The organism is Actinomadura sp. 9N215 (genome assembly GCF_044326345.1).
Taxonomy (GTDB): Bacteria; Actinomycetota; Actinomycetes; order Streptosporangiales; family Streptosporangiaceae; genus Spirillospora.
Genome location: NZ_JBIRBA010000017.1, coordinates 16,709 through 35,321, shown reverse-complemented (window position 1 = coordinate 35,321; position 18,613 = coordinate 16,709). Strand labels below are relative to the sequence as shown.

At 70.5% G+C, this 18,613-nt stretch carries 24 protein-coding genes; 19 read left to right on the top strand and 5 right to left on the bottom strand.

Annotated features, from left to right (window positions below):
* Window positions 1–44: 44 nt before the first annotated feature.
* From rplR to ACH34T_RS26065, 8 genes are all read left to right on the top strand, one after another.
* A complete protein-coding gene (rplR, locus tag ACH34T_RS26100; RefSeq protein ID WP_396023555.1) occupies window positions 45–431 on the top strand; it encodes a 50S ribosomal protein L18 in 387 nt (128 codons plus the stop codon).
* Window positions 432–462: 31 nt separating this feature from the next.
* Window positions 463–1,083 (top strand): 30S ribosomal protein S5, encoded by a 621-nt coding sequence (gene rpsE, locus ACH34T_RS26095; RefSeq protein WP_396023554.1) that lies wholly within the window; start codon window positions 463–465, stop codon window positions 1,081–1,083.
* Window positions 1,080–1,262 carry a 50S ribosomal protein L30 gene (gene rpmD, locus ACH34T_RS26090; protein ID WP_328363200.1) on the top strand — a complete coding sequence of 61 codons (183 nt, stop codon included), beginning with the start codon at window positions 1,080–1,082 and terminating at the stop codon, window positions 1,260–1,262. The genes rpsE and rpmD overlap by 4 nt, the downstream gene beginning before the upstream one ends.
* Window position 1,263: 1 nt before the next feature.
* Window positions 1,264–1,746 (top strand): 50S ribosomal protein L15, encoded by a 483-nt coding sequence (rplO, locus tag ACH34T_RS26085; protein ID WP_396023553.1) that lies wholly within the window; start codon window positions 1,264–1,266, stop codon window positions 1,744–1,746.
* A gap of 227 nt (window positions 1,747–1,973) precedes the next feature.
* Window positions 1,974–3,272 carry a preprotein translocase subunit SecY gene (secY, locus tag ACH34T_RS26080; protein WP_396023552.1) on the top strand — a complete coding sequence of 433 codons (1,299 nt, stop codon included), beginning with the start codon at window positions 1,974–1,976 and terminating at the stop codon, window positions 3,270–3,272.
* Window positions 3,273–3,923 carry an adenylate kinase gene (locus ACH34T_RS26075; RefSeq protein WP_396023551.1) on the top strand — a complete coding sequence of 217 codons (651 nt, stop codon included), beginning with the start codon at window positions 3,273–3,275 and terminating at the stop codon, window positions 3,921–3,923.
* Window positions 3,924–3,962: 39 nt separating this feature from the next.
* On the top strand, window positions 3,963–4,799 hold the full coding sequence (map, locus tag ACH34T_RS26070) for a type I methionyl aminopeptidase (protein ID WP_396023550.1): 837 nt from the start codon (window positions 3,963–3,965) through the stop codon (window positions 4,797–4,799).
* Between the two features lie 14 nt (window positions 4,800–4,813).
* Entirely contained in the window at window positions 4,814–5,260 is a 447-nt protein-coding gene (locus ACH34T_RS26065) for a DUF1707 domain-containing protein (RefSeq protein WP_396023549.1), read from the top strand.
* A 129-nt stretch (window positions 5,261–5,389) separates the two neighbouring features.
* Here the strand turns inward: ACH34T_RS26065 and ACH34T_RS26060 are convergent, their stop codons facing one another.
* On the bottom strand, window positions 5,390–6,205 hold the full coding sequence (locus ACH34T_RS26060) for a phosphodiesterase (RefSeq protein WP_396023548.1): 816 nt from the start codon (window positions 6,203–6,205) through the stop codon (window positions 5,390–5,392).
* 244 nt (window positions 6,206–6,449) lie between these two features.
* Window positions 6,450–7,007: a hypothetical protein gene (locus tag ACH34T_RS26055; RefSeq protein ID WP_396023547.1), complete on the bottom strand. Its 558-nt coding sequence runs from the start codon at window positions 7,005–7,007 to the stop codon at window positions 6,450–6,452.
* A 261-nt stretch (window positions 7,008–7,268) separates the two neighbouring features.
* Between ACH34T_RS26055 and infA the strand changes: the two genes are divergently transcribed.
* The 8 genes from infA to truA all read left to right on the top strand — a co-directional run bounded on the left by infA (window position 7,269) and on the right by truA (window position 12,266).
* Window positions 7,269–7,490 carry a translation initiation factor IF-1 gene (infA, locus tag ACH34T_RS26050; protein WP_018657567.1) on the top strand — a complete coding sequence of 74 codons (222 nt, stop codon included), beginning with the start codon at window positions 7,269–7,271 and terminating at the stop codon, window positions 7,488–7,490.
* A gap of 66 nt (window positions 7,491–7,556) precedes the next feature.
* On the top strand, window positions 7,557–7,670 hold the full coding sequence (rpmJ, locus tag ACH34T_RS26045) for a 50S ribosomal protein L36 (protein ID WP_131963138.1): 114 nt from the start codon (window positions 7,557–7,559) through the stop codon (window positions 7,668–7,670).
* Window positions 7,671–7,866: 196 nt separating this feature from the next.
* Window positions 7,867–8,247 (top strand): 30S ribosomal protein S13, encoded by a 381-nt coding sequence (gene rpsM, locus ACH34T_RS26040; RefSeq protein ID WP_396023546.1) that lies wholly within the window; start codon window positions 7,867–7,869, stop codon window positions 8,245–8,247.
* A gap of 48 nt (window positions 8,248–8,295) precedes the next feature.
* Window positions 8,296–8,697, top strand: a complete 402-nt coding sequence (gene rpsK / locus ACH34T_RS26035; RefSeq protein ID WP_021596710.1) for a 30S ribosomal protein S11 — start codon at window positions 8,296–8,298, stop codon at window positions 8,695–8,697.
* 20 nt (window positions 8,698–8,717) lie between these two features.
* Window positions 8,718–9,344: a 30S ribosomal protein S4 gene (gene rpsD, locus ACH34T_RS26030; RefSeq protein ID WP_396023545.1), complete on the top strand. Its 627-nt coding sequence runs from the start codon at window positions 8,718–8,720 to the stop codon at window positions 9,342–9,344.
* Between the two features lie 112 nt (window positions 9,345–9,456).
* Entirely contained in the window at window positions 9,457–10,470 is a 1,014-nt protein-coding gene (locus tag ACH34T_RS26025; RefSeq protein ID WP_131963133.1) for a DNA-directed RNA polymerase subunit alpha, read from the top strand.
* 95 nt (window positions 10,471–10,565) lie between these two features.
* On the top strand, window positions 10,566–11,117 hold the full coding sequence (gene rplQ, locus ACH34T_RS26020; protein WP_396023544.1) for a 50S ribosomal protein L17: 552 nt from the start codon (window positions 10,566–10,568) through the stop codon (window positions 11,115–11,117).
* Between the two features lie 210 nt (window positions 11,118–11,327).
* Window positions 11,328–12,266, top strand: a complete 939-nt coding sequence (gene truA / locus ACH34T_RS26015; protein ID WP_396023543.1) for a tRNA pseudouridine(38-40) synthase TruA — start codon at window positions 11,328–11,330, stop codon at window positions 12,264–12,266.
* Window positions 12,267–12,346: 80 nt separating this feature from the next.
* Here the strand turns inward: truA and ACH34T_RS26010 are convergent, their stop codons facing one another.
* The 3 genes from ACH34T_RS26010 to ACH34T_RS26000 all read right to left on the bottom strand — a co-directional run bounded on the left by ACH34T_RS26010 (window position 12,347) and on the right by ACH34T_RS26000 (window position 16,254).
* Entirely contained in the window at window positions 12,347–13,705 is a 1,359-nt protein-coding gene (locus ACH34T_RS26010) for a hypothetical protein (protein ID WP_396023542.1), read from the bottom strand.
* A 462-nt stretch (window positions 13,706–14,167) separates the two neighbouring features.
* Window positions 14,168–15,370, bottom strand: a complete 1,203-nt coding sequence (locus ACH34T_RS26005) for a hypothetical protein (RefSeq protein WP_396023541.1) — start codon at window positions 15,368–15,370, stop codon at window positions 14,168–14,170.
* Window positions 15,371–15,498: 128 nt separating this feature from the next.
* Entirely contained in the window at window positions 15,499–16,254 is a 756-nt protein-coding gene (locus ACH34T_RS26000; RefSeq protein ID WP_396023540.1) for a CAP domain-containing protein, read from the bottom strand.
* A 54-nt stretch (window positions 16,255–16,308) separates the two neighbouring features.
* Here ACH34T_RS26000 and ACH34T_RS25995 point away from each other — a divergent pair, with 54 nt between their 5' ends.
* From ACH34T_RS25995 to rpsI, 3 genes are all read left to right on the top strand, one after another.
* A complete protein-coding gene (locus tag ACH34T_RS25995) occupies window positions 16,309–16,719 on the top strand; it encodes a hypothetical protein (RefSeq protein WP_396023539.1) in 411 nt (136 codons plus the stop codon).
* Window positions 16,720–17,105: 386 nt separating this feature from the next.
* Window positions 17,106–17,558, top strand: coding sequence for a 50S ribosomal protein L13 (rplM, locus tag ACH34T_RS25990; RefSeq protein WP_396023538.1), 453 nt, complete (start codon window positions 17,106–17,108; stop codon window positions 17,556–17,558).
* A 109-nt stretch (window positions 17,559–17,667) separates the two neighbouring features.
* The gene (gene rpsI / locus ACH34T_RS25985; protein ID WP_396023537.1) at window positions 17,668–18,171 is read left to right on the top strand and encodes a 30S ribosomal protein S9; all 504 of its coding nucleotides are present in this window, start codon (window positions 17,668–17,670) and stop codon (window positions 18,169–18,171) included.
* Window positions 18,172–18,613 lie beyond the last annotated feature (442 nt).

Here is an 18,613-nt window from a genome sequence, read left to right as displayed (position 1 = left end):
TCCGCCGCTGCGCTTCCGAATGTCGGAAAGGCTGGTAAGTAGGCATGGCAGGCACCAAGACCCTGGCCGGAAAGGCCACGTCGGCGCGGGCCAAGGCCCGCAGGCGCCGGCACATCCGGGTCCGGAAGAAGGTCCTCGGCACCGCCGCGCGGCCTCGCCTGGTCGTGACCCGCTCAAGCCGGCACGTGTTCGTCCAGGTCATCGACGACGACAAGGGCCACACGCTGGCCAGCGCGTCCACGATGGAGGCGGACCTGCGCGCCGACACCGGCGACAAGACCGCCAAGTCCCGCAAGGTGGGCGAGCTCGTCGCCCGCCGGGCGCAGGACGCCGGCGTCTCCGCCGTCGTGTTCGACCGCGGCGGCAGCAAGTACCACGGCCGCATCGCCGCCGTCGCGGACGGCGCGCGCGAAGGGGGCCTAGAGCTGTGACGGCCCTGAACCAGAACGAGAGGAACCACTGATGGCAGCGCAGAGGCGTGGCGGCGGTCAGGGTGGCGACCGTCGCGATCGCCGCGACGACCGCCGCGGTGGCGCCGACAAGGGCCAGTCGTACATCGAGAAGGTCGTGGCGATCAACCGTGTCGCCAAGGTCGTCAAGGGCGGGCGTCGCTTCAGCTTCACCGCCCTGGTGATCGTCGGTGACGGCAACGGCACCGTCGGCGTCGGCTACGGCAAGGCCAAGGAGGTGCCCGCGGCGATCGCCAAGGGCGTCGAGGAGGCCAAGAAGCACTTCTTCAAGGTGCCGCGGATCCAGGGCACCATCCCGCACCTGGTGCAGGCGCGGGACGCGGCGGGCGAGGTCCTGCTGCGTCCGGCGAGCCCCGGTACCGGTGTGATCGCGGGTGGCCCGGTCCGCGCGGTGCTGGAGTGCGCCGGCATCCACGACGTGCTGAGCAAGTCGCTGGGCAGCGACAACGCGATCAACATCGTGCACGCGACGATCGCGGGCCTGAAGGCGCTGAAGCGTCCGGAGGAGATCGCGGCCAAGCGCGGCCTGCCGATCGAGGACGTCGCCCCGGCCGCGATGCTGCGGGCGCGCGCCGCCGGCAGCGAGCCCAGGACGGAGGCCGCGGCCTCATGAGCCAGCTCAAGATCACGCAGACGAAGTCGGTGATCAGCGAGAAGCGGAACCAGCGTGAGACGCTGCGCACCCTCGGCCTGAAGAAGATCGGGCAGAGCGTGGTCCGCGAGGACCGCCCCGAGGTGCTCGGCATGATCCGGACGGTGGCGCACCTGGTCACCGTCGAGGAGGTCGACTGAGATGGCTGATCTCTCCAAGGACGACGCCCCGGCGGCGGAGGGCACTCCGCTGAAGGTGCACGACCTGCGTCCGGCCCCGGGTGCGAACCGCCGCAAGGTCCGCAAGGGCCGCGGCGAGGCGTCCAAGGGCAAGACGGCGGGCCGCGGCACCAAGGGCACGAAGGCCCGCGGCACCGTCCCCGTCGGTTTCGAGGGCGGCCAGATGCCGCTGATCCGCCGGGTGCCGAAGCTGAAGGGCTTCAAGAACCCGAACCGGGTCGAGTACCAGGTCGTGAACCTGGACAAGCTCGCCGCGCTCTACCCCGAGGGCGGCGAGGTCACCGCGGACGACCTGGCGGCCAGGGGCGCGGTGCGCCGCGGCCGTCCGGTCAAGGTCCTCGGCACCGGCGAGATCTCCGTCGCGGTTCAGGTGAAGGCGCACGCCTTCTCCGGCACCGCGAAGGAAAAGATCGCCGCGGCCGGCGGAACCGCCGACGAGCTGTAAGAAGGACCACGTCACATGCCGGGGCCGCTCTCGCACAGCGCCCGGGGCCGCGAGGCCGCCGGGACTGGCGGGACGGCCCCGGTCGCATCTGCTGTTAGAGTCACTCCGGCGGCGGCGTTCCGCGTGAGATTGCACACTCCCGCGCCTCACCCGGTATTCTCCGCCCGACGTCATGGACCTGTAACCGGCCCCTCGGCGGCCATGAATTCGCCAGTCACGCAGGAGGAATGGTGCTGACCGCTTTCGCTCGGGCTTTCCGTACGCCTGACCTGCGTAAAAAGCTGTTGTTCACGTTGTTCATCATCGTGGTGTTCCGGCTGGGGTCGATCATCCCGACGCCGAACGTGAACGTTGAGGTGCTGAAGAAGACGGCGGACGACGCCAAGGAGGCCAACAACCTCTACGGCCTCGTCGACCTGTTCAGCGGCGGTGCGTTGCTGAAGCTGTCGATCTTCGCGTTGGGCATCATGCCGTACATCACGGCGAGCATCATCCTGCAGCTGCTGACGGTGGTGATCCCGCGGCTTGAGGCCCTGAAGAAGGAGGGCCAGGCCGGCACAACGAAGATCACCCAGTACACCCGCTACCTGACGGTCGGGCTGGCGATCCTGCAGGCCACCGGCATCGTCGCGATGGCGAGCACCGGGCAGCTGTTCTCGGGCATCTCCGGCAGTGACGACATCCTGTACGAGACGGGCCTGTTCCCGATCATCACGATGGTCGTCTGCATGGTGGCCGGCACCTCGGTGATCATGTGGCTGGGCGAGCTGATCACCGACCGCGGCGTCGGCAACGGCATGTCGCTGCTGATCTTCACGCAGGTCGTCGCGGTCTTCCCGGCCCAGTTCTGGAGCATCTACAAGGCCAAGAACGGCTTCGTGTTCGCGGTGGTGCTGCTCGTCGGCCTGGCGATCATGGCCGGGGTCGTGTTCGTGGAGCAGGCGCAGCGGCGGATCCCCGTCCAGTACGCCAAGCGCATGGTCGGCCGCCGCATGTACGGCGGGACGTCCACCTACATCCCGCTGAAGGTGAACCAGGCCGGCATCATCCCGATCATCTTCGCGTCGTCGCTGCTCTACCTGCCGGTCCTCGCGACGCAGCTCTGGCCGAACACCAAGTGGCTGCAGAAGGTCCAGCCGTACCTGCAACAGGACAACGCCTGGCACATGGCGATCTTCTTCGTCTTCATCATCTTCTTCACCTACTTCTACGTGGCGATCACCTTCAACCCCACTGAAGTGGCCGACAACATGAAGAAGTATGGTGGATTCATCCCAGGTATCCGTCCTGGTCGGCCGACCGCCGAATACCTCGACTTCGTGCTGACTCGGATCACCACACCCGGTGCGCTCTACCTGGGGCTCGTGTCACTGATCCCGATGGTGGCGTTCGCACTCCTGAACGCGACCCAGGACTTCCCCTTCGGCGGCGCGAGCATCCTCATCATCGTCGGCGTCGGACTGGATACCGTGAAGCAGATCGAGAGTCAGCTCCAGCAACGCAACTACGAGGGCTTCCTCCGGTAGATGCGTATCGTCCTGGTGGGCCCCCCGGGTGCGGGCAAGGGGACGCAGGCCCAGTTCATCGCATCGCATCTGTCCATCCCGAAGATCTCGACAGGTGACATCTTCCGCGCCAACGTGAGCGGCGGTACCGAGCTCGGCCGGGCGGCCAAGCAGTACATGGACCGCGGCGACCTGGTGCCCGACGAGGTCACGATCGCGATGGTGCGCGACCGGCTCGCCGAGGACGACGCCCGCGACGGCTTCCTGCTGGACGGGTTCCCGCGCAACGTCCCGCAGGCGGAGACGCTGAAGAAGATCCTCGCCGAGTGGGACGCGCGGCTCGACATCGTGCTGGAGCTGGTCGTCGACGAGGACGAGGTCGTCCGGCGGCTGTCGGGCCGCCGCACCTGCGACAAGTGCGGGCGGATCTGGCACGTCGACTTCGACGACAAGCAGGACGACATCTGCGACGACTGCGGCGGGCACCTCTTCCAGCGCGACGACGACAAGGAAGAGGTCGTCATGCACCGCCTGGAGGTCTACAAGCACGACACGGCCCCGCTCGTGCAGTTCTACGCCGACGAGCACATCCTCGTCGGCATCGACGCGACGGGCCCGGTCGAGGAGGTCACCAAGCGCGCCCTGACCGCGCTGCGCCCCTTGGAGAAGTGACGGTCCCGCAGGAGGGCCCGCTGGTACGCAGGGGGAGAGATGTTCAAACGGCGTAGGCCCGAGATCCAGCTGAAGACCGCGGAGCAGATCGAGCTGATGCGCGCGGCCGGGCTCCTGGTCGGCCGGACGCTGGAGCTGCTGCGCGACGCCGTGCGGCCCGGGGTCACCACCCTCGACCTGGACGCGCTCGCCGAGCGGCACATCCGCGACAACGGCGGCGTCCCGTCGTTCAAGGGCTACCACGGCTTCACCGGGACGATCTGCGCGTCCGTCAACGAGGAGATCGTGCACGGCATCCCGCGGGCCGGGAAGGTCCTCGCGGACGGCGACGTCGTCTCCATCGACTGCGGCGCGATCGTCGAGGGCTGGCACGGCGACGCGGCGATCACCGTCCCCGTCGGCGAGATCACCGCGGAGCGGCGGCGGCTCCTGGAGGTGACCGAGGCGTCCCTGTGGCACGGCCTCGCGGCCGGGAAGGCCGGGGCCCACCTCTCGGACATGTCGCACGCGATCGAGGCTCACATCCGCTCTCAGGGCGCCTACGGCATCGTCGAGGGCTACGGCGGGCACGGCATCGGGACCGAGATGCACATGGACCCGCTCATCCCGAACCACGGGCCGGCCGGGCACGGGCCCGTCCTGGAGCCCGGCATGTGCTTCGCGGTCGAGCCGATGGTGAACCTCGGCACGAAGGAGACCGCGGAGCTGGACGACGGCTGGACGGTCGTCACCCTCGACGGCCGCTCGTCCGCGCACTTCGAGCACACGTTCGCGGTGACGCCGGACGGCCCGCGCGTACTCACGGCATTGGATGAGGGCGAAGATTGGTTCACGCGGCTCGGCGTCGTCCAGAATGGAACTGAGACCTCGTCCTGAGGAGTGGAGGAAGCATGGCGCCGAATCCTGATCTCCGGGCCTCGGACGCCGATCGCGACCGGACGGCGGCAAGCCTGCGCGAGCACTGCGCCGAAGGCCGCATCACCATGGACGAGCTGCAGGAGCGGCTTGACGCCGTGTACGCGGCCAAGACCCTCGGGCAGCTCCAGGAGGTCACCTCCGACCTGCCGGAGGAGGACCTCCACCAGCTTCCCGTCCCGGCGGCGCAGCCGAAGAGCACCGCGTCGCCCGCCGTCCGCTCCTCGTCGGCGGGCCTCGAACTGCAGCGGCTGCGGGCGATGTGGGGCGCGTGGGGGCTCGTCAGCGGCATCAACCTCACCATCTGGCTGATCCTGACGGTGCAGGGGTCCGGCTCGGTCTACCCGTGGTGGATCTGGGTGGCGGGCCCGTGGGGGGCGCTCCTGCTCCTCCGCACCGTCCTCGGCAACCGCAACGACTGACGCCCGCCCAGGTCCCGCCCCGCCCGGCCAGCCCCCCGCTCCGCCCGGCCAGCCCCCCGCTCCGCCCGGTCAGATCCCGCCGCGCCCGGTCAGTTCGCGTCCCGCCTGGTCAGTTCGCGTCCCGGCCGGTCACTCGACGTCCATGAGCGGGCGGTAGTTGCCCGTCGGAGCGAAATGCGTGGTCGCCGAGCCGTCCGCGCCGACGAGGTGGATGGCGAACCCGGCGGGCTCCCCGGTGACGGCCGCGCGCCCCTGCGACGTGAGGTCCAGGAACAGCTGCCGGTACGTGCTCGGGCACGTGGTGCTGACGGTCCCCGCCAGCGACCCGACCGACGCCCGGTGGACGTGCCCCGAGATCACCCGCACCACCTGCGGATGCCGTGAGATCACCGCCGCGAACCCGGCCGGGTCGACGAACCGCAGGTCGTCGATGAACCGCATCCCGATCGGATACGGCGGATGATGCGTGGCGATGATCGTCGGGGTGTCGGCGGCGGCGCGGAGCGTCACGTCGAGCCAGGCGAGCCGCTCCTCGCTCAGGTGCCCGTGGGCGTGACCGTCCACGGTGGTGTCGCAGCAGACGAGCCGTACGCCCGCGACGTCCACGGCGTACTGCACGGGCGCCTGCGGAAAGGTCCCCGTCTCCGCCACCTCGGGATGGTCGTCGAACACCTTCCGCATCTCGTCGCGGTCGTCGTGGTTGCCGCACATCGGGTAGACGGCCATCGGCAGCGGCGACAGCAGCGCGTGCAGCCGGGCGTACTCCGCCGGTCTGCCGCCGTCGACGAGGTCACCGGTGATGACGACGGCGTCAGGCCGGGCGGGCAGCGAGAGCAGGCTCGACACGGCGGCGCGCAGCGCGCGCACCGGTCCTGAGCCGTCGTCCACCTCGCCGTCCCGTCCGGCCGCCAGGTGGATATCGCTCAGCTGCGCGATGATCGCCATCGATCCTCTCCCCCTTGCCCAAGCACATCACGGACCCTCGGTTCAGGCGCCCCCCGGCACGGCACCGGGACGATCTTCGCCCCCGCCCGCCCGCACTGTCGACTCGGGGCGCCACCGGCCGCCCGTCCGATTGCCCGGCGCGTCACGCAGCGGAGCGCCGTCCCGACTCAGGGCAAGGACGACGCGGTGTTCGCGCTTTTGGCGACCCGCGCGGCAAGGCCTCGGCAAGGCCTTCGCAAGGCCTTCAGGCGACGTGCGGGATCACCAGGGAGAGGGCCGAGGTGACCTCTTCGGCGGCGGGGGCCACGTCGGGGACGACGTCGCGGAGGGCGAGCCAGCCGTTGATCGCCTGGACGGTCGGCTTCGCCTCGACGAGCTGCGGGTCGTCCAGCCCGTAGTAGGCGGCCACCTTGGACCAGCGCCACAGCCGGTGCCCGGCCGTCGACATCTCCGACGAGGGGAACCCGCCCGCGCCGCGGGAGCCGGTGATCGCGTGCCGGACGGAGTCGAGGGAGCGTCCGACCCGTTCGGCGATGTCGCGGATCGTCAGCAGCGGGTCGGCCTCGACCTGCAGGACGTGCACGCCGGGCGCGCTGACCTCGACGTGCTCCACCACCTCCATGATCGCCGCGGCGAGGGTGGGGGCCTGCCAGGTGCAGGACGCGTTGCCCGGACGGTCGGCGTGCTGGGGCTCGCTGATGATCGACACCGTGACGGCGCCGTGCGTGCGGCCGAACAGCGGGTCCAGCTCGTCCTCATAGAGGGGACGGCTGAGGATCAGCGCGAAGTCATAGCTCGGCATGCTGATCCTCCTCGAACGTATCTCTCCTGGAAAGGTACAACGCGGGCGCGATGTATGCTTGGGTCGGGAGGAGTCTCCGGACCCGTGTCATGCGCTGATTTCGCATTGGACGGCCGGTTGACGTAGACTCCTATGTCGGTCCGTCGCCGACCGCCTGATTCCCCTTCCTGACGCCTTCCGCGTCGCGGTGTGGACTGCGGTCGATTCTCCTCCGGGAGCCGGGCCGCGTCCAATGAGCCGATCTAGCGAAGCGCGGAGGACATGCCCAAGAAAGAAGGGGCCATCGAGATCGAGGGCACCGTCATCGAGTCCCTCCCGAACGCCATGTTCCGGGTGGAGCTCGACAACGGGCACAAGGTGCTCGCCCACATCAGCGGCAAGATGCGGATGCACTACATCCGGATTCTGCCGGACGACCGCGTCGTTGTGGAGCTGAGCCCCTACGACCTCACGCGCGGTCGGATCGTCTACCGCTACAAGTGAATCCCACTGGGGTTGCCTTCCCCGTGCGTGGCGGCGCGGGGGTGACCCTGATCCCTAGGAGACCCAGTGAAGGTCAAGCCGAGCGTCAAGAAGATCTGCAAGAACTGCCGGATCATCCGGCGGCACGGCCGGGTCATGGTCATCTGCTCTGACCCGCGCCACAAGCAGCGCCAGGGCTGACACAGGCCGGGCGCCGCACCACACGCAAGCGCGTCGCAACCTTCGCACAGCCAGCCGTACGAGCCGATTCGGGTTCGTGCGGCACCGGCGTGTGAAGGCCACCCCCGGATCGTCGGAGGCCGGGGCCGCCACCCGGGCAGGGTGTTCGCGGACGCGACGCGTCCATACCTCCGCGTAACGAAAGGGAACTGCCCACATGGCACGCCTCCTCGGCGTCGACCTCCCGCGCGAAAAGCGCCTGGAGGTCGCTCTCACCTACATCTTCGGCATCGGCCGGACGCGTGCGCTGGAGACCCTCGCGGGCACCGAAATCAGCGGCGACCTGCGGGTGCACCAGCTCGGCGACGACGAGATGGTGAAGCTCCGCGACTGGATCGAGACGAACTACAAGATCGAGGGTGATCTTCGTCGCGAGGTCCAGGCGGACATTCGCCGCAAGATCGAGATCGGGTGCTACCAGGGCATCCGGCACCGCCGCGGGCTCCCCGTGCACGGTCAGCGCACGCAGACCAACGCGCGCACCCGCAAGGGCAAGAAGAAGACCGTGGCCGGCAAGAAGAAGGCCGGCAAGAAGTAGTCCGGAGTCGGTCCTCCGGATCGATGACCTCAAGAGTAGAGAGAGCAGATGCCTCCAAAAAGCCGTGTAGGCGCGAAGAAGGTGCGCCGCAAGGAAAAGAAGAACGTCGCTCACGGGCACGCCCACATCAAGAGCACGTTCAACAACACGATCGTCTCGATCACCGACCCCAACGGCAACGTGATCTCCTGGGCCTCGTCCGGCCACGTCGGCTTCAAGGGCTCCCGCAAGTCCACGCCGTTCGCCGCGCAGCAGGCCGCCGAGGCCGCCGCCAGGCGCGCGATGGAGCACGGGATGCGCAAGGTCGACGTCTTCGTGAAGGGCCCGGGTTCGGGCCGCGAGACCGCCATCCGGTCGCTGCAGGCGACCGGCCTCGAGGTGGGCTCGATCCAGGACGTCACGCCCGTTCCGCACAACGGCTGCCGCCCACCCAAGCGTCGTCGGGTCTGAGGCAGGGGAGATCTAGAACAATGGCTCGTTACACCGGTGCGGACTGCAAGCTCTGCCGCCGCGAGAAGATGAAGCTGTTCCTCAAGGGCAGCAAGTGCGAGGGCCCGAAGTGCCCGATCGAGATCCGTCCCTACCCGCCGGGTGAGCACGGACGCGGCCGGCCGAAGGAGACCGAGTACCTGCTGCAGCTTCGCGAGAAGCAGAAGGCGCGGCGCATCTACGGCGTGCTGGAGCGCCAGTTCCACAACTACTACGTCGAGGCGAACCGCCAGCAGGGCAAGACGGGCGAGAACATGCTCACCCTCCTGGAGCGCCGGCTCGACAACGTCGTCTACCGCGCGGGCTTCGCCAAGTCCCGCGACATGGCCCGCCAGCTCATCCGGCACGGCCACATCAGGGTCAACGGCGGGAAGGTCAACATCCCGTCGGCGCTGGTGACGGAGGCCGACATCGTCGACGTCAAGCCCAAGTCGCTGGAGATGGTCCCGTTCCAGGTCGCCAAGGCAGAGGTCGGCGACCGTCCCGTCCCGGCGTGGCTCGGGGTGGACGGCGAGAAGATGCGGATCCTCGTGCACTCGATGCCGGTCCGTCAGCAGATCGACGCTCCCATTCAGGAGCAGCTCATCGTCGAGTACTACTCGAAGTAGGAGCTTTGCTTCGCCGGGGTTCCGCGGGTTCGCCCGTGGGATCCCGGCGAATCGGGGAACACTCACAGACGCGGTAGTCAAATAGCGGGCACCGCGGAAAGAAGGCACCACCATGCTCATCGCTCAGCGTCCGACTCTCACCGAAGAGCAGGTCGACGAGTACCGGTCGCGGTTCACCATCGAGCCGCTGGAGCCGGGCTTCGGCTACACGATCGGCAACTCGCTGCGTCGCACCCTGCTCTCCTCGATCCCCGGTGCGGCCGTCACCAGCATCCGCATCGAGGGCGTCCTCCACGAGTTCTCCACCGTCCCGGGGGTGAAGGAGGACGTCACCGACATCATCCTGAACCTCAAGGAGCTCGTCGTCTCGTCCGAGCACGACGAGCCCGTGGTCATGTACCTGCGCAAGCAGGGCCCGGGCGAGGTCACCGCGGCCGACATCGCGCCGCCCGCGGGCGTCGAGGTCCACAACCCCGACCTGCACATCGCCACGCTGAACAACAAGGCCAAGCTGGAGATGGAGCTGACGGTCGAGCGCGGCCGCGGCTACGTCTCCGCCGCGCAGAACAAGCAGCCGGGCCAGGAGATCGGCCGGATCCCGATCGACTCCATCTACTCGCCCGTGCTGAAGGTCACCTACAAGGTCGAGGCGACCCGCGTCGAGCAGCGCACCGACTTCGACCGCCTCATCCTGGACGTCGAGACCAAGCAGGCGATGCTGCCGCGCGACGCGGTCGCGTCCGCCGGCAAGACCCTCGTCGAGCTGTTCGGGCTGGCCCGGGAGCTCAACGTCGAGGCCGAGGGCATCGACATGGGCCCGTCCCCGACGGACGCGGCGCTCGCCGCCGACCTGGCCCTGCCGATCGAGGAGCTGAACCTCACCGTCCGCTCCTACAACTGCCTGAAGCGCGAGGGCATCCACTCGGTGGGCGAGCTCGTCGCCCGCTCCGAGCAGGACCTGCTCGACATAAGGAACTTCGGCGCCAAGTCGATCGAAGAGGTCAAGCAGAAGCTCAACGACATGGGCCTGTCGCTGAAGGACTCCCCGCCCGGGTTCGACCCGAGCGCGGCGGCCGACAGCTACAGCGACGACGACCAGAGCTACGCCGAGACCGAGCAGTACTAGAAACCCGATCCGCGGCGGCCGGGGGCGCGTCCCCCGGCCGTTCGCGGACCAGCTGACACCGGTACCTGACACGGCCGGTGCAGGAAGGAAGCACAATGCCCAAGCCCACCAAGGGCGCCCGCTTCGGCGGCAGCCCCGCCCACCAGCGCCTGATCCTGGCGAACCTGGCGACGGCGCTGTTCGAGCACGGCCGCATCACCACGACCGAGGCCAAGGCCCGCCGGGTGCGTCCGCTGGCCGAAAAGCTGATCACCAAGGCCAAGAAGGGCGACCTGCACAACCGCCGCCTCGTGGCCCGGACGATCCGCGACAAGGGCGTCGTGCACGAGCTCTTCACCGAGATCGCGCCGCGCTTCGAGAACCGTCCCGGCGGCTACACCCGCATCACCAAGATCGGCCCCCGCAAGGGCGACAACGCGCCGATGGCCGTGATCGAGCTGGTGCAGGAGCAGATGCCGTCCGTCTCGACCGCCAAGGCCGCGCCCGCCGCGAAGGCGGCGAAGCCGAGCGAGGACGTCGACCTTCCGGACGAGGGCGACGTGACGCTCAGCAAGGCCGAGCCCGAGGCCGACGCCGAGGCCGCGGAGGACGCCAAGGCCGAGGACACCAAGGGCGAAAACGGCGAGGACGAGGGCGACAAGGCGTAATTCGTCGCACGACCCTGGCCGAGCGTTTGCTCGACATTCGTGAGGGCCCACCGTTCCGCTGCGGGACGGTGGGCCTGATCTTTGCCAGACTTGATCCATGGTCATGTCAGGGGGGCGACGATTCGCTGGGGAGCAGGTCAGGGGCGTGCCCGATGAACGCGGCTCATCGGGGGGAACGGACGGACGGTGCAGAAGGACAAACCGGCTGACATGACCGCTTTGGTACGGCTCCGGCTCGATATCTCCTATGACGGGTCGGACTTCGCGGGTTGGGCGAGGCAGCCGAACCAGCGGACGGTCCAGGGCGTCATCGAGGACGCGCTGGCCCGCATGCTCCGCCTGGACCCGCCGCCCATGCTCACCGTCGCCGGACGCACCGACGCCGGCGTCCACGCGCGGGGCCAGGTCGCGCACCTGGTGGTGCCGGTCGCCGCGTACTCGGCGATCAACGGGACGATGCCGCGCCGGCTCGCCGGGCTGCTGCCGCCGGACGTCCGGGTGTGGCGGGTGTCCGTCGCGCCCGAGGGGTTCGACGCCCGGTTCTCCGCGCTGTCGCGCCGCTACGTGTACCGGGTGTGCGACAACCCCGTCGGGGTGGAGCCGCTGCGCCGCCACGACGTGCTGTGGCATCCGCGCCCGCTGAACCTGGACCGGATGAACGACGCCGCGCGCCGGCTGGTCGGGGAGAACGACTTCGCCGCGTACTGCCGGCGGCGGGAGGGCGCGACGACCATCCGCGAACTGCTCCGCTACGACTGGGCCCGCGACGACCGCGACCCGCATCTGGCGGTCGCCACCGTGGCGGCGGACGCGTTCTGCCACTCGATGGTCCGCGCGCTCGTCGGGGCGCTGCTGATGGTCGGGGACGGGCGGCGCGAGGTGGAATGGCCCGCCGAGGTGCTCGCGGCGCGCGTCCGCGACTCCGGGGTGAACGTGGCGCCGGCGCACGGCCTGTCGCTGGAGGAGATCCGCTACCCGGAGGACGACAGCCTGGCCAGGCGCGCCCAGGAGACCCGCCGCGTCCGGACCCTCAACGCGGCCGCCGCCGCGGAGGCCGCAGCGGCGGAGGCGGCCGCCGCGGAAGCCGCGGCTGCGGACACGGCGCCCGCGGACGGCTCCGACGCCTCGCCCCAGCAGGAACCGTCCTAGCGGACAGCGGACAGCGGACAGCGGACAGCGGACAGCGGACAGCGGACAGCGGACGCGGGGCGGCGGGCGCGGGTCGCGCGTCAGCCACCGGCGCGGGCGACGATCGGGCGGAGGTCGTAGTCCAGGAACTGCTGGGCGGCCTGCTTGATCGTCGCGTCGCCGGGCTCGGCCTTCTTGCCGTTCGCCCACTGCACGTAGGCGTAGGCGACGTACCGGCCGCGGACGGTGGCGGCGGCGTACCCGCCGGCCCGGTCGAGGCCCGGGGCGTTCTTGCCGCCCATGCCGCGGAACCACTCGTACTTGGCGGGGTTCCCGGCCTTGCTGATCGCGAGCGCGGCCTCCCTCGTCGGCATCACCGCGATGCCGGACGTGACGGCGAGCGAGCGTCCCCGATCGATGTACGTGGCGCGGACGATCTTGCGGACCTGCTCCCGCTCCAGCGCCTTGAGCATCGCGCCCCTGGCCGCGTACGACGCCTCGCGGTTCAGGGACCAGCGCTCGCGGGTGAACGTCCCGCCGCCGAGCTTGATGACCTCGGTGGGGAACACGTCGCGGAACGCGAGGTCCTGGGTGTCGGTCTTCTCGTTCGTGATGTCCACGGGGGTGGGCGTGACGGGGGCCTGCGGGGTGCCCGCCGGCTTGGACTGCGTCGCGGCGGGGGACTCGACGGCCTGCCCGCCGTTCTTCCCGTCGTCGCCGCTGGAGCCCGTCCCGCCGACGACGAACAGGGCGGCGGTGGCGGCGAGGACGGCGGCCGCGCCGCCGCCGATCAGCAGCGGCCTGCGCCTGCCCCCGCCTCCGCCGCGCCGCGGGGTGCGTCCGGGCGGCGGCGGGACGTCGATCGGCACGCCGCCTTCGGCGTGGTAGACCGGCGTGATCACCTGGGGCTGGGCGGGGGTCGCCGTGGCGTCCTCGACGGCCTCGGCGCTCGGGAAGGGTCCGCTGCCGGTGGGCGGCGTGACGCCGGGCGGGAGGATCGCGTCCGGCACGAGAACGGGCGAGAGCGACGCCGACGACGCGTTCTCCGCCTGCTTGGCCTTCTCGAACGCGGCGTCCTCCCCGGGCGGGGCCGTGGCGGCCTCCCCGGTCGGCTGCTGTTCCACGGGAGCGTTCACAACGGTCTCCTCCGGTGCGGCGCCGTCCTCTGGGCGGACGGGCGGGAAGCCGTCGGGATCGGTGTCGCCGTACGCGGGCGGACGCTTCACGATCGGCTCGGCGGGCACGGCGCGGCGGGAGTCGACGCTGGGGACGCCGACTCCGGCTACGAGCGTCCCGGGCGGGACGTCGATGGTCTCTGGTTCGGCCGGACGTTCTTCGGAGGGGGCGGCGCCGAAGACGACCTCCTCCTCTTCGTCCTGGACGTCATCTTCGGCTTCGCTCGCCGGTGCTTCCTGCCCGGAACGCTCGCCCTCGACAGGAACCTCAACGGCCGGAGCCACAACGACAGGAACCTCAACGGCCGGAGCCACAACGACAGGAGCCTCAACGGCCGGAACTTCTGCGACAGGAGCCTCAACGGCCGGAGCTGCTGGGCCCGGGGCCTCTGGGGCCGGGGCTTGTGCGGCCGGGGGCTCTGTGGCGGGCGTCGCTGCTGGTGGGGCGTCCTCGGCCTCGGAGGGCGTGTTCCCGGCTCCGGCGGGCGGGGCGGCGTCGGAGGACTCGGCGGCCCACCAGGGGGCCTCCAGACCGAACGCGGGCGGCCTGAGGGAGCCGCGCGGCGTCTCCGCGGACGGCGCGCCGGCGGACGGCGCGCCGGCGGGGGACGGCCCGTCGGCCGGGGGCACCGCGCCGCCGAAGCTGGGCGGCACCGAGTCGGCGGGGACGTCGGACGTCCCCGCCGGCTCGGCGGACTCCCGGGTGTCTCTAGGTCCAGACATAGGCAGAGAGGGTATTCAAACAGGTCACTTTTGGAGGGGTTTGCCTTCGGTTTCCCTGTAGTGCAGGGCGAGCGCCAGGTTGCTGCCCTTCACCATCTGCGTACCGAAGACACGGACGGCCGCATGGTACTTGCTGGCGATCTTCTTGCCGTCCGGCCGCTGCACCCACGTCATCACGAGGTAGTGGCCACGCGCCTGGGATGTGCCGAGCGCTTCGCCCTTGCCGTTGCTCTTGGAGACGCCCTTGCCGGGCAGCGCCAGCAGGAAGGCGTCCTTGTCGGCGGCGGCCTTCACGGCCAGCTTGACCGCGTCCTCGGTCTCGAGGTTGAACACGCCGACGGTGCCGATGAGCGAGCCGGTGCTGAGCGCGTACGTGGCCCGCAGCGCCTGCGTGCAGCCGCCCTTCTTGAGGGCCTTGTCCAGCTGCGTGCCACCGGCGACGCCGGTGCAGTTCCTCGTCGAGGCCACGGCCGTCCGCACGTACCTGTACTTGCCCGACTTGAACTTCCCGTTGCCGAAGACTTCCTTGAGGGTCAGTGGCTTCGGGTCGGTCGTGCGGCTCTGCAGCTTCACCGGCGCCAAGACGGGCTGCGTCGGGCTCGGCGTCGCCTGCGGCTGCTTGGACGCGGCCGTCTTGGACGGGGCCGGGTCGGAGTCGTCCTTCAGCGCCGACGACAGCGCGACGCCGCCCCCGATGAGGAGGAGCCCGGCGACCGCCGCGCCGCCGATGACCAGCGGCAGGTTGCGCCGCCGCTCGGGCGGATTCGGCCCGCCGCCGGACGGCCCGGACGGCCCGGGAGGCATGCCTTCGTAGGCCCCGTAGGGCTGCTCGGCGCCCTGGCCGCCGTCGAACTGGTTCGGTGGAAAGGACCGGTCCGAAGAGGAAGAGGAAGCGGAAGAGAAGGACTGGTCTGGCGGGAAGGACTGGTCTGGCGGGAAGGAGGCGTGCGCGCTTCCGGCGACGGGCTCGTCGGCCCACGCGGCGGTCTGGTCCGCCGGCCCGCCGAACGGCTCCGCTCCGAACGGCTCGCCGCCGAAGGAGTCGTTGCCGAACGGCTCGTTGCCGAAGGGCATCGCGCCGGGCCCCTCCTCGCGCGGTGCGAAGGGGGCTTCGTCGTTGTCGTGGCCGTACGGCGGCGCTTCGGCTCCGGGTCCGTACGGCGCGTGCGGCGGCTGATGTTGAGGGGGCCAGCCGCCGGGCTTGCCTTGATCGCCCGGGTAACCCATGGCTTGGACCTTACCGTTCCTCGTTCAGGGCACTGGACCTTCGAGACACCCACCATGACATGGGGGCGAACCGGACGCCGGTGATTTGCCGAAGGTCAGCGGCCTGGACCGGCCTGGACCAGCCAGGGTCACTTCCAGCCGAAGTCCTGTGTCCACAGTGGGCCGCCGGACCCTGAGGCCTTCCCGACGCCGATGGCGCGCAGGTCGCAGTTCAGGATGTTGGCGCGGTGGCCCGGGCTGTCCATCCACCCCTTCATCACGGCGGCGGCGGTCGAGTAGCCCTTCGCGATGTTCTCCGCGCCGGGACTCGGGTAGCCGGCGTCCTCCATCCGCTTCCACGGGCTGTCGCCGTTGCGCGACGTGTGGTCGAAGTAGTTGTTGGCCGCCATGTCGGCGGAGTGGCGGCGGGCCGCGGTGACGAGCCGCTGGTCGACGTGCAGGGGCTTGCAGCCGGCCTTGGCGCGCTCGGAGTTGGTGAGCGACACCACGGCCGCTTCCGTACCGGACGACCCCGACGAGCCGCCAGGAGAACGGGCGCCGTCGCCCGGCGCCCTGCCGTTGTCGGGCGGCACGCCGGGCTTGGACGGCTTGTCCGGCGACCCTCCGGGCGCGCGCATCGTCTTCAGCGGCGGGGCCGGTGCGCCCGTGGTGGGCGCGGGGCCGCCGCCCGCGGACGGCTTTCCGCCGTTTCCGGTTCCCGTCCCGGCTCCGGCTCCGGTCTTGGTCCCGGTCGACGGGTCGCTCTGCGGCCCGGGCAGGACGATGTCGGACGGCCGCGCGTCGGGCCCGGCCGCGGTGGTCCGCTCCTGCCGCAACTCCGGCAGCACCAGCCGGTCGATCGCGACGCCGACGCCGATGGCGATGCTGGACGCGGCGACGGCCACGACGATGCTGGTCGCGCCCTTGCGCCGCGTCCGCCCCGCAGGACGGCGACCGCCGTGCTGTGGCGAGCGACCACCGCTCTGGGACTGCCGACGTCCGTGCTGCGGCTGCCGCCCGCCGGGCTGACCGCCGCGCCGATCGCCCGGCTGGCCGCCGCGCCGATCGTCGGGCCGAGCGCCGGGCGGGCTGCCGGACGGGCCGGGCGGGGGGCCGGTGCGGGACGTGCCGTGCCGGGGGCCGCCGGCGACGAGGGCGTCGCCGTACGGGGAATTGCCGCGCGGGGCGGCGTCACGAGGTGCGGCGCCGGACGGCCCGGTGTAACCGGGCTGGCGGCGTCCGGCGGGATCGCCTGGTCTGCGGGGAGTGGACAGCGGGGGCTCCCGGGTGCGGGCCGGCGCAAAGCCGGCGTGGACCGGTCGCCCGGCACAATATCCCGGTATGCACCTCCTGTTCCGAAGATCACCTAAAAAAGATCAAGAGAACTACTAAGCGTGACTTGCCCGCCGCTGACCGTTCTCTCCTGGATCGATGGAGCGCACCGGAGGGCGGCCGGAGGGCCGCCGGTCGCGGCCCGTTTTGACCCTTGGGCGCGTGGCCGAGTATCCTGCGTGTTTGTTGTGTGCGTCGGTGCCCGCTCGCGGCGGGTTGGAGACGACGCGACGACGTGTCGGTGGTCCCAGGGAGTGTTCGCGTCTGTCGGCGTGAGCGCCGGTCCGGGCCCCGGCATCCCGGAGCGCCAGGTCGGACGATCCTCTGATCGGCGCGAGCAGGATTCCGCTGACGGCGCTCGCCCGTGAGGGCGCGCGAGGATCGAAACCGCCTGTAAGTCGACGAGAAACGAAGGCCTACGACCGTGCGCACGTACACCCCTAAGCCCGCTGACGTCCAGCGTCAGTGGTACGTCATCGACGCGACCGATGTCGTGCTGGGCCGTCTCGCCAGTCAGGTCGCGCAGCTGCTCCGGGGTAAGCACAAGCCGATCTACGCGCCGCACCTCGACACCGGTGACTTCGTCGTCATCGTGAACGCCGAGAAGGTGGCGCTGTCCGGCAACAAGCTGGAGCAGAAGCGCGCCTACCGGCACTCCGGCTACCCGGGCGGCCTCCGCTCGGTGACCTACGCCGACCTGCTGGCGAAGCACCCCGAGCGGGCCGTCGAGAAGGCGATCAAGGGCATGCTGCCCAAGAACTCCCTCGGCCGGAAGATGTTCGGCAAGGTGAAGGTCTACGCCGGGCCGGACCACCCGCACCGGGCGCAGAAGCCGGTGCCGTTCGAGATCACCCAGATCAGCCAGATCCAGAAGTGACACCCGCGCACGCGCCGCGTCGAGCGCGCGTGCGCATCCGGAACACGAGGCCGCCGGGGCACCCGTAGAACGGGTCCGCCGCCCTGGCTAGAACACCCCAAGGAGAACCGTGGACGAGACCACCGAGCCGGCCGCCGAGGTCGACTCGTACGAGGACGCGCCGTCCGAGTACAGCACCGAGACCCCCGAGACCGCGGGCGAGGGCCTTCTGGGCCAGCCCGTCGCGACGGGCCCCGCGGCCGGCACGGGCCGCCGCAAGCAGGCCATCGCGCGCGTCCGCATCGTCCCCGGCAGCGGCCAGTGGAAGATCAACGGCCGCACCCTGGACCAGTACTTCCCGAACAAGGTCCACCAGCAGATCGTGAACGAGCCGTTCGTGCTGCTGGGCCTGGAGAGCCAGTTCGACGTGCTCGCGCGCGTGAACGGCGGCGGCACCACCGGCCAGGCCGGCGCGCTGCGCCTCGGCATCTCCCGCGCGCTGCAGTTCGGCAACATCGAGCACCGCCCGGCGCTGAAGAAGGCCGGCTTCCTCACCCGCGACGCGCGGGTGCCGGAGCGCAAGAAGGCCGGCCTCAAGAAGGCCCGCAAGGCCCCGCAGTACAGCAAGAGGTAATTCCCAGGGGGCTGTGTTGGCCCAGGGGGCGTGTTGGCCCAGGGGGGCGACCCCCTGGAACCCCCGTTACCGGCCGGTGAACCGTTTCCCGAGCCGCTGGCGCGTCTCGCGAAACGGCGCTTCTAACCCAGGGGGGCGACCCCCTGGAACCCCCGTCACCGGCCGGCGAGCCGTTTCCCGAGCCGCTGGCGCGTCTCGCGAAACGGCCCTCCGACCGGCGGGTCGTGCGACCTCCGGCGCGGGGCGCCTCCGGCCGCACGACCCGTGGCCCCGGCTGAGGTCCGGTCTGAGGACGATGTGCGTGACTCGTCCAAGATTCGTGGCTCGTCCGAGAAACGGTGTGGTCGGCTCGTCCAGGGCGGGTGTCGTGGACGGGCTACGCCGGTTGTTGGGGGTTCGCGGGGCCGGTGGCCACTAGATTTGACCGCGCGGAGCGGGCCGG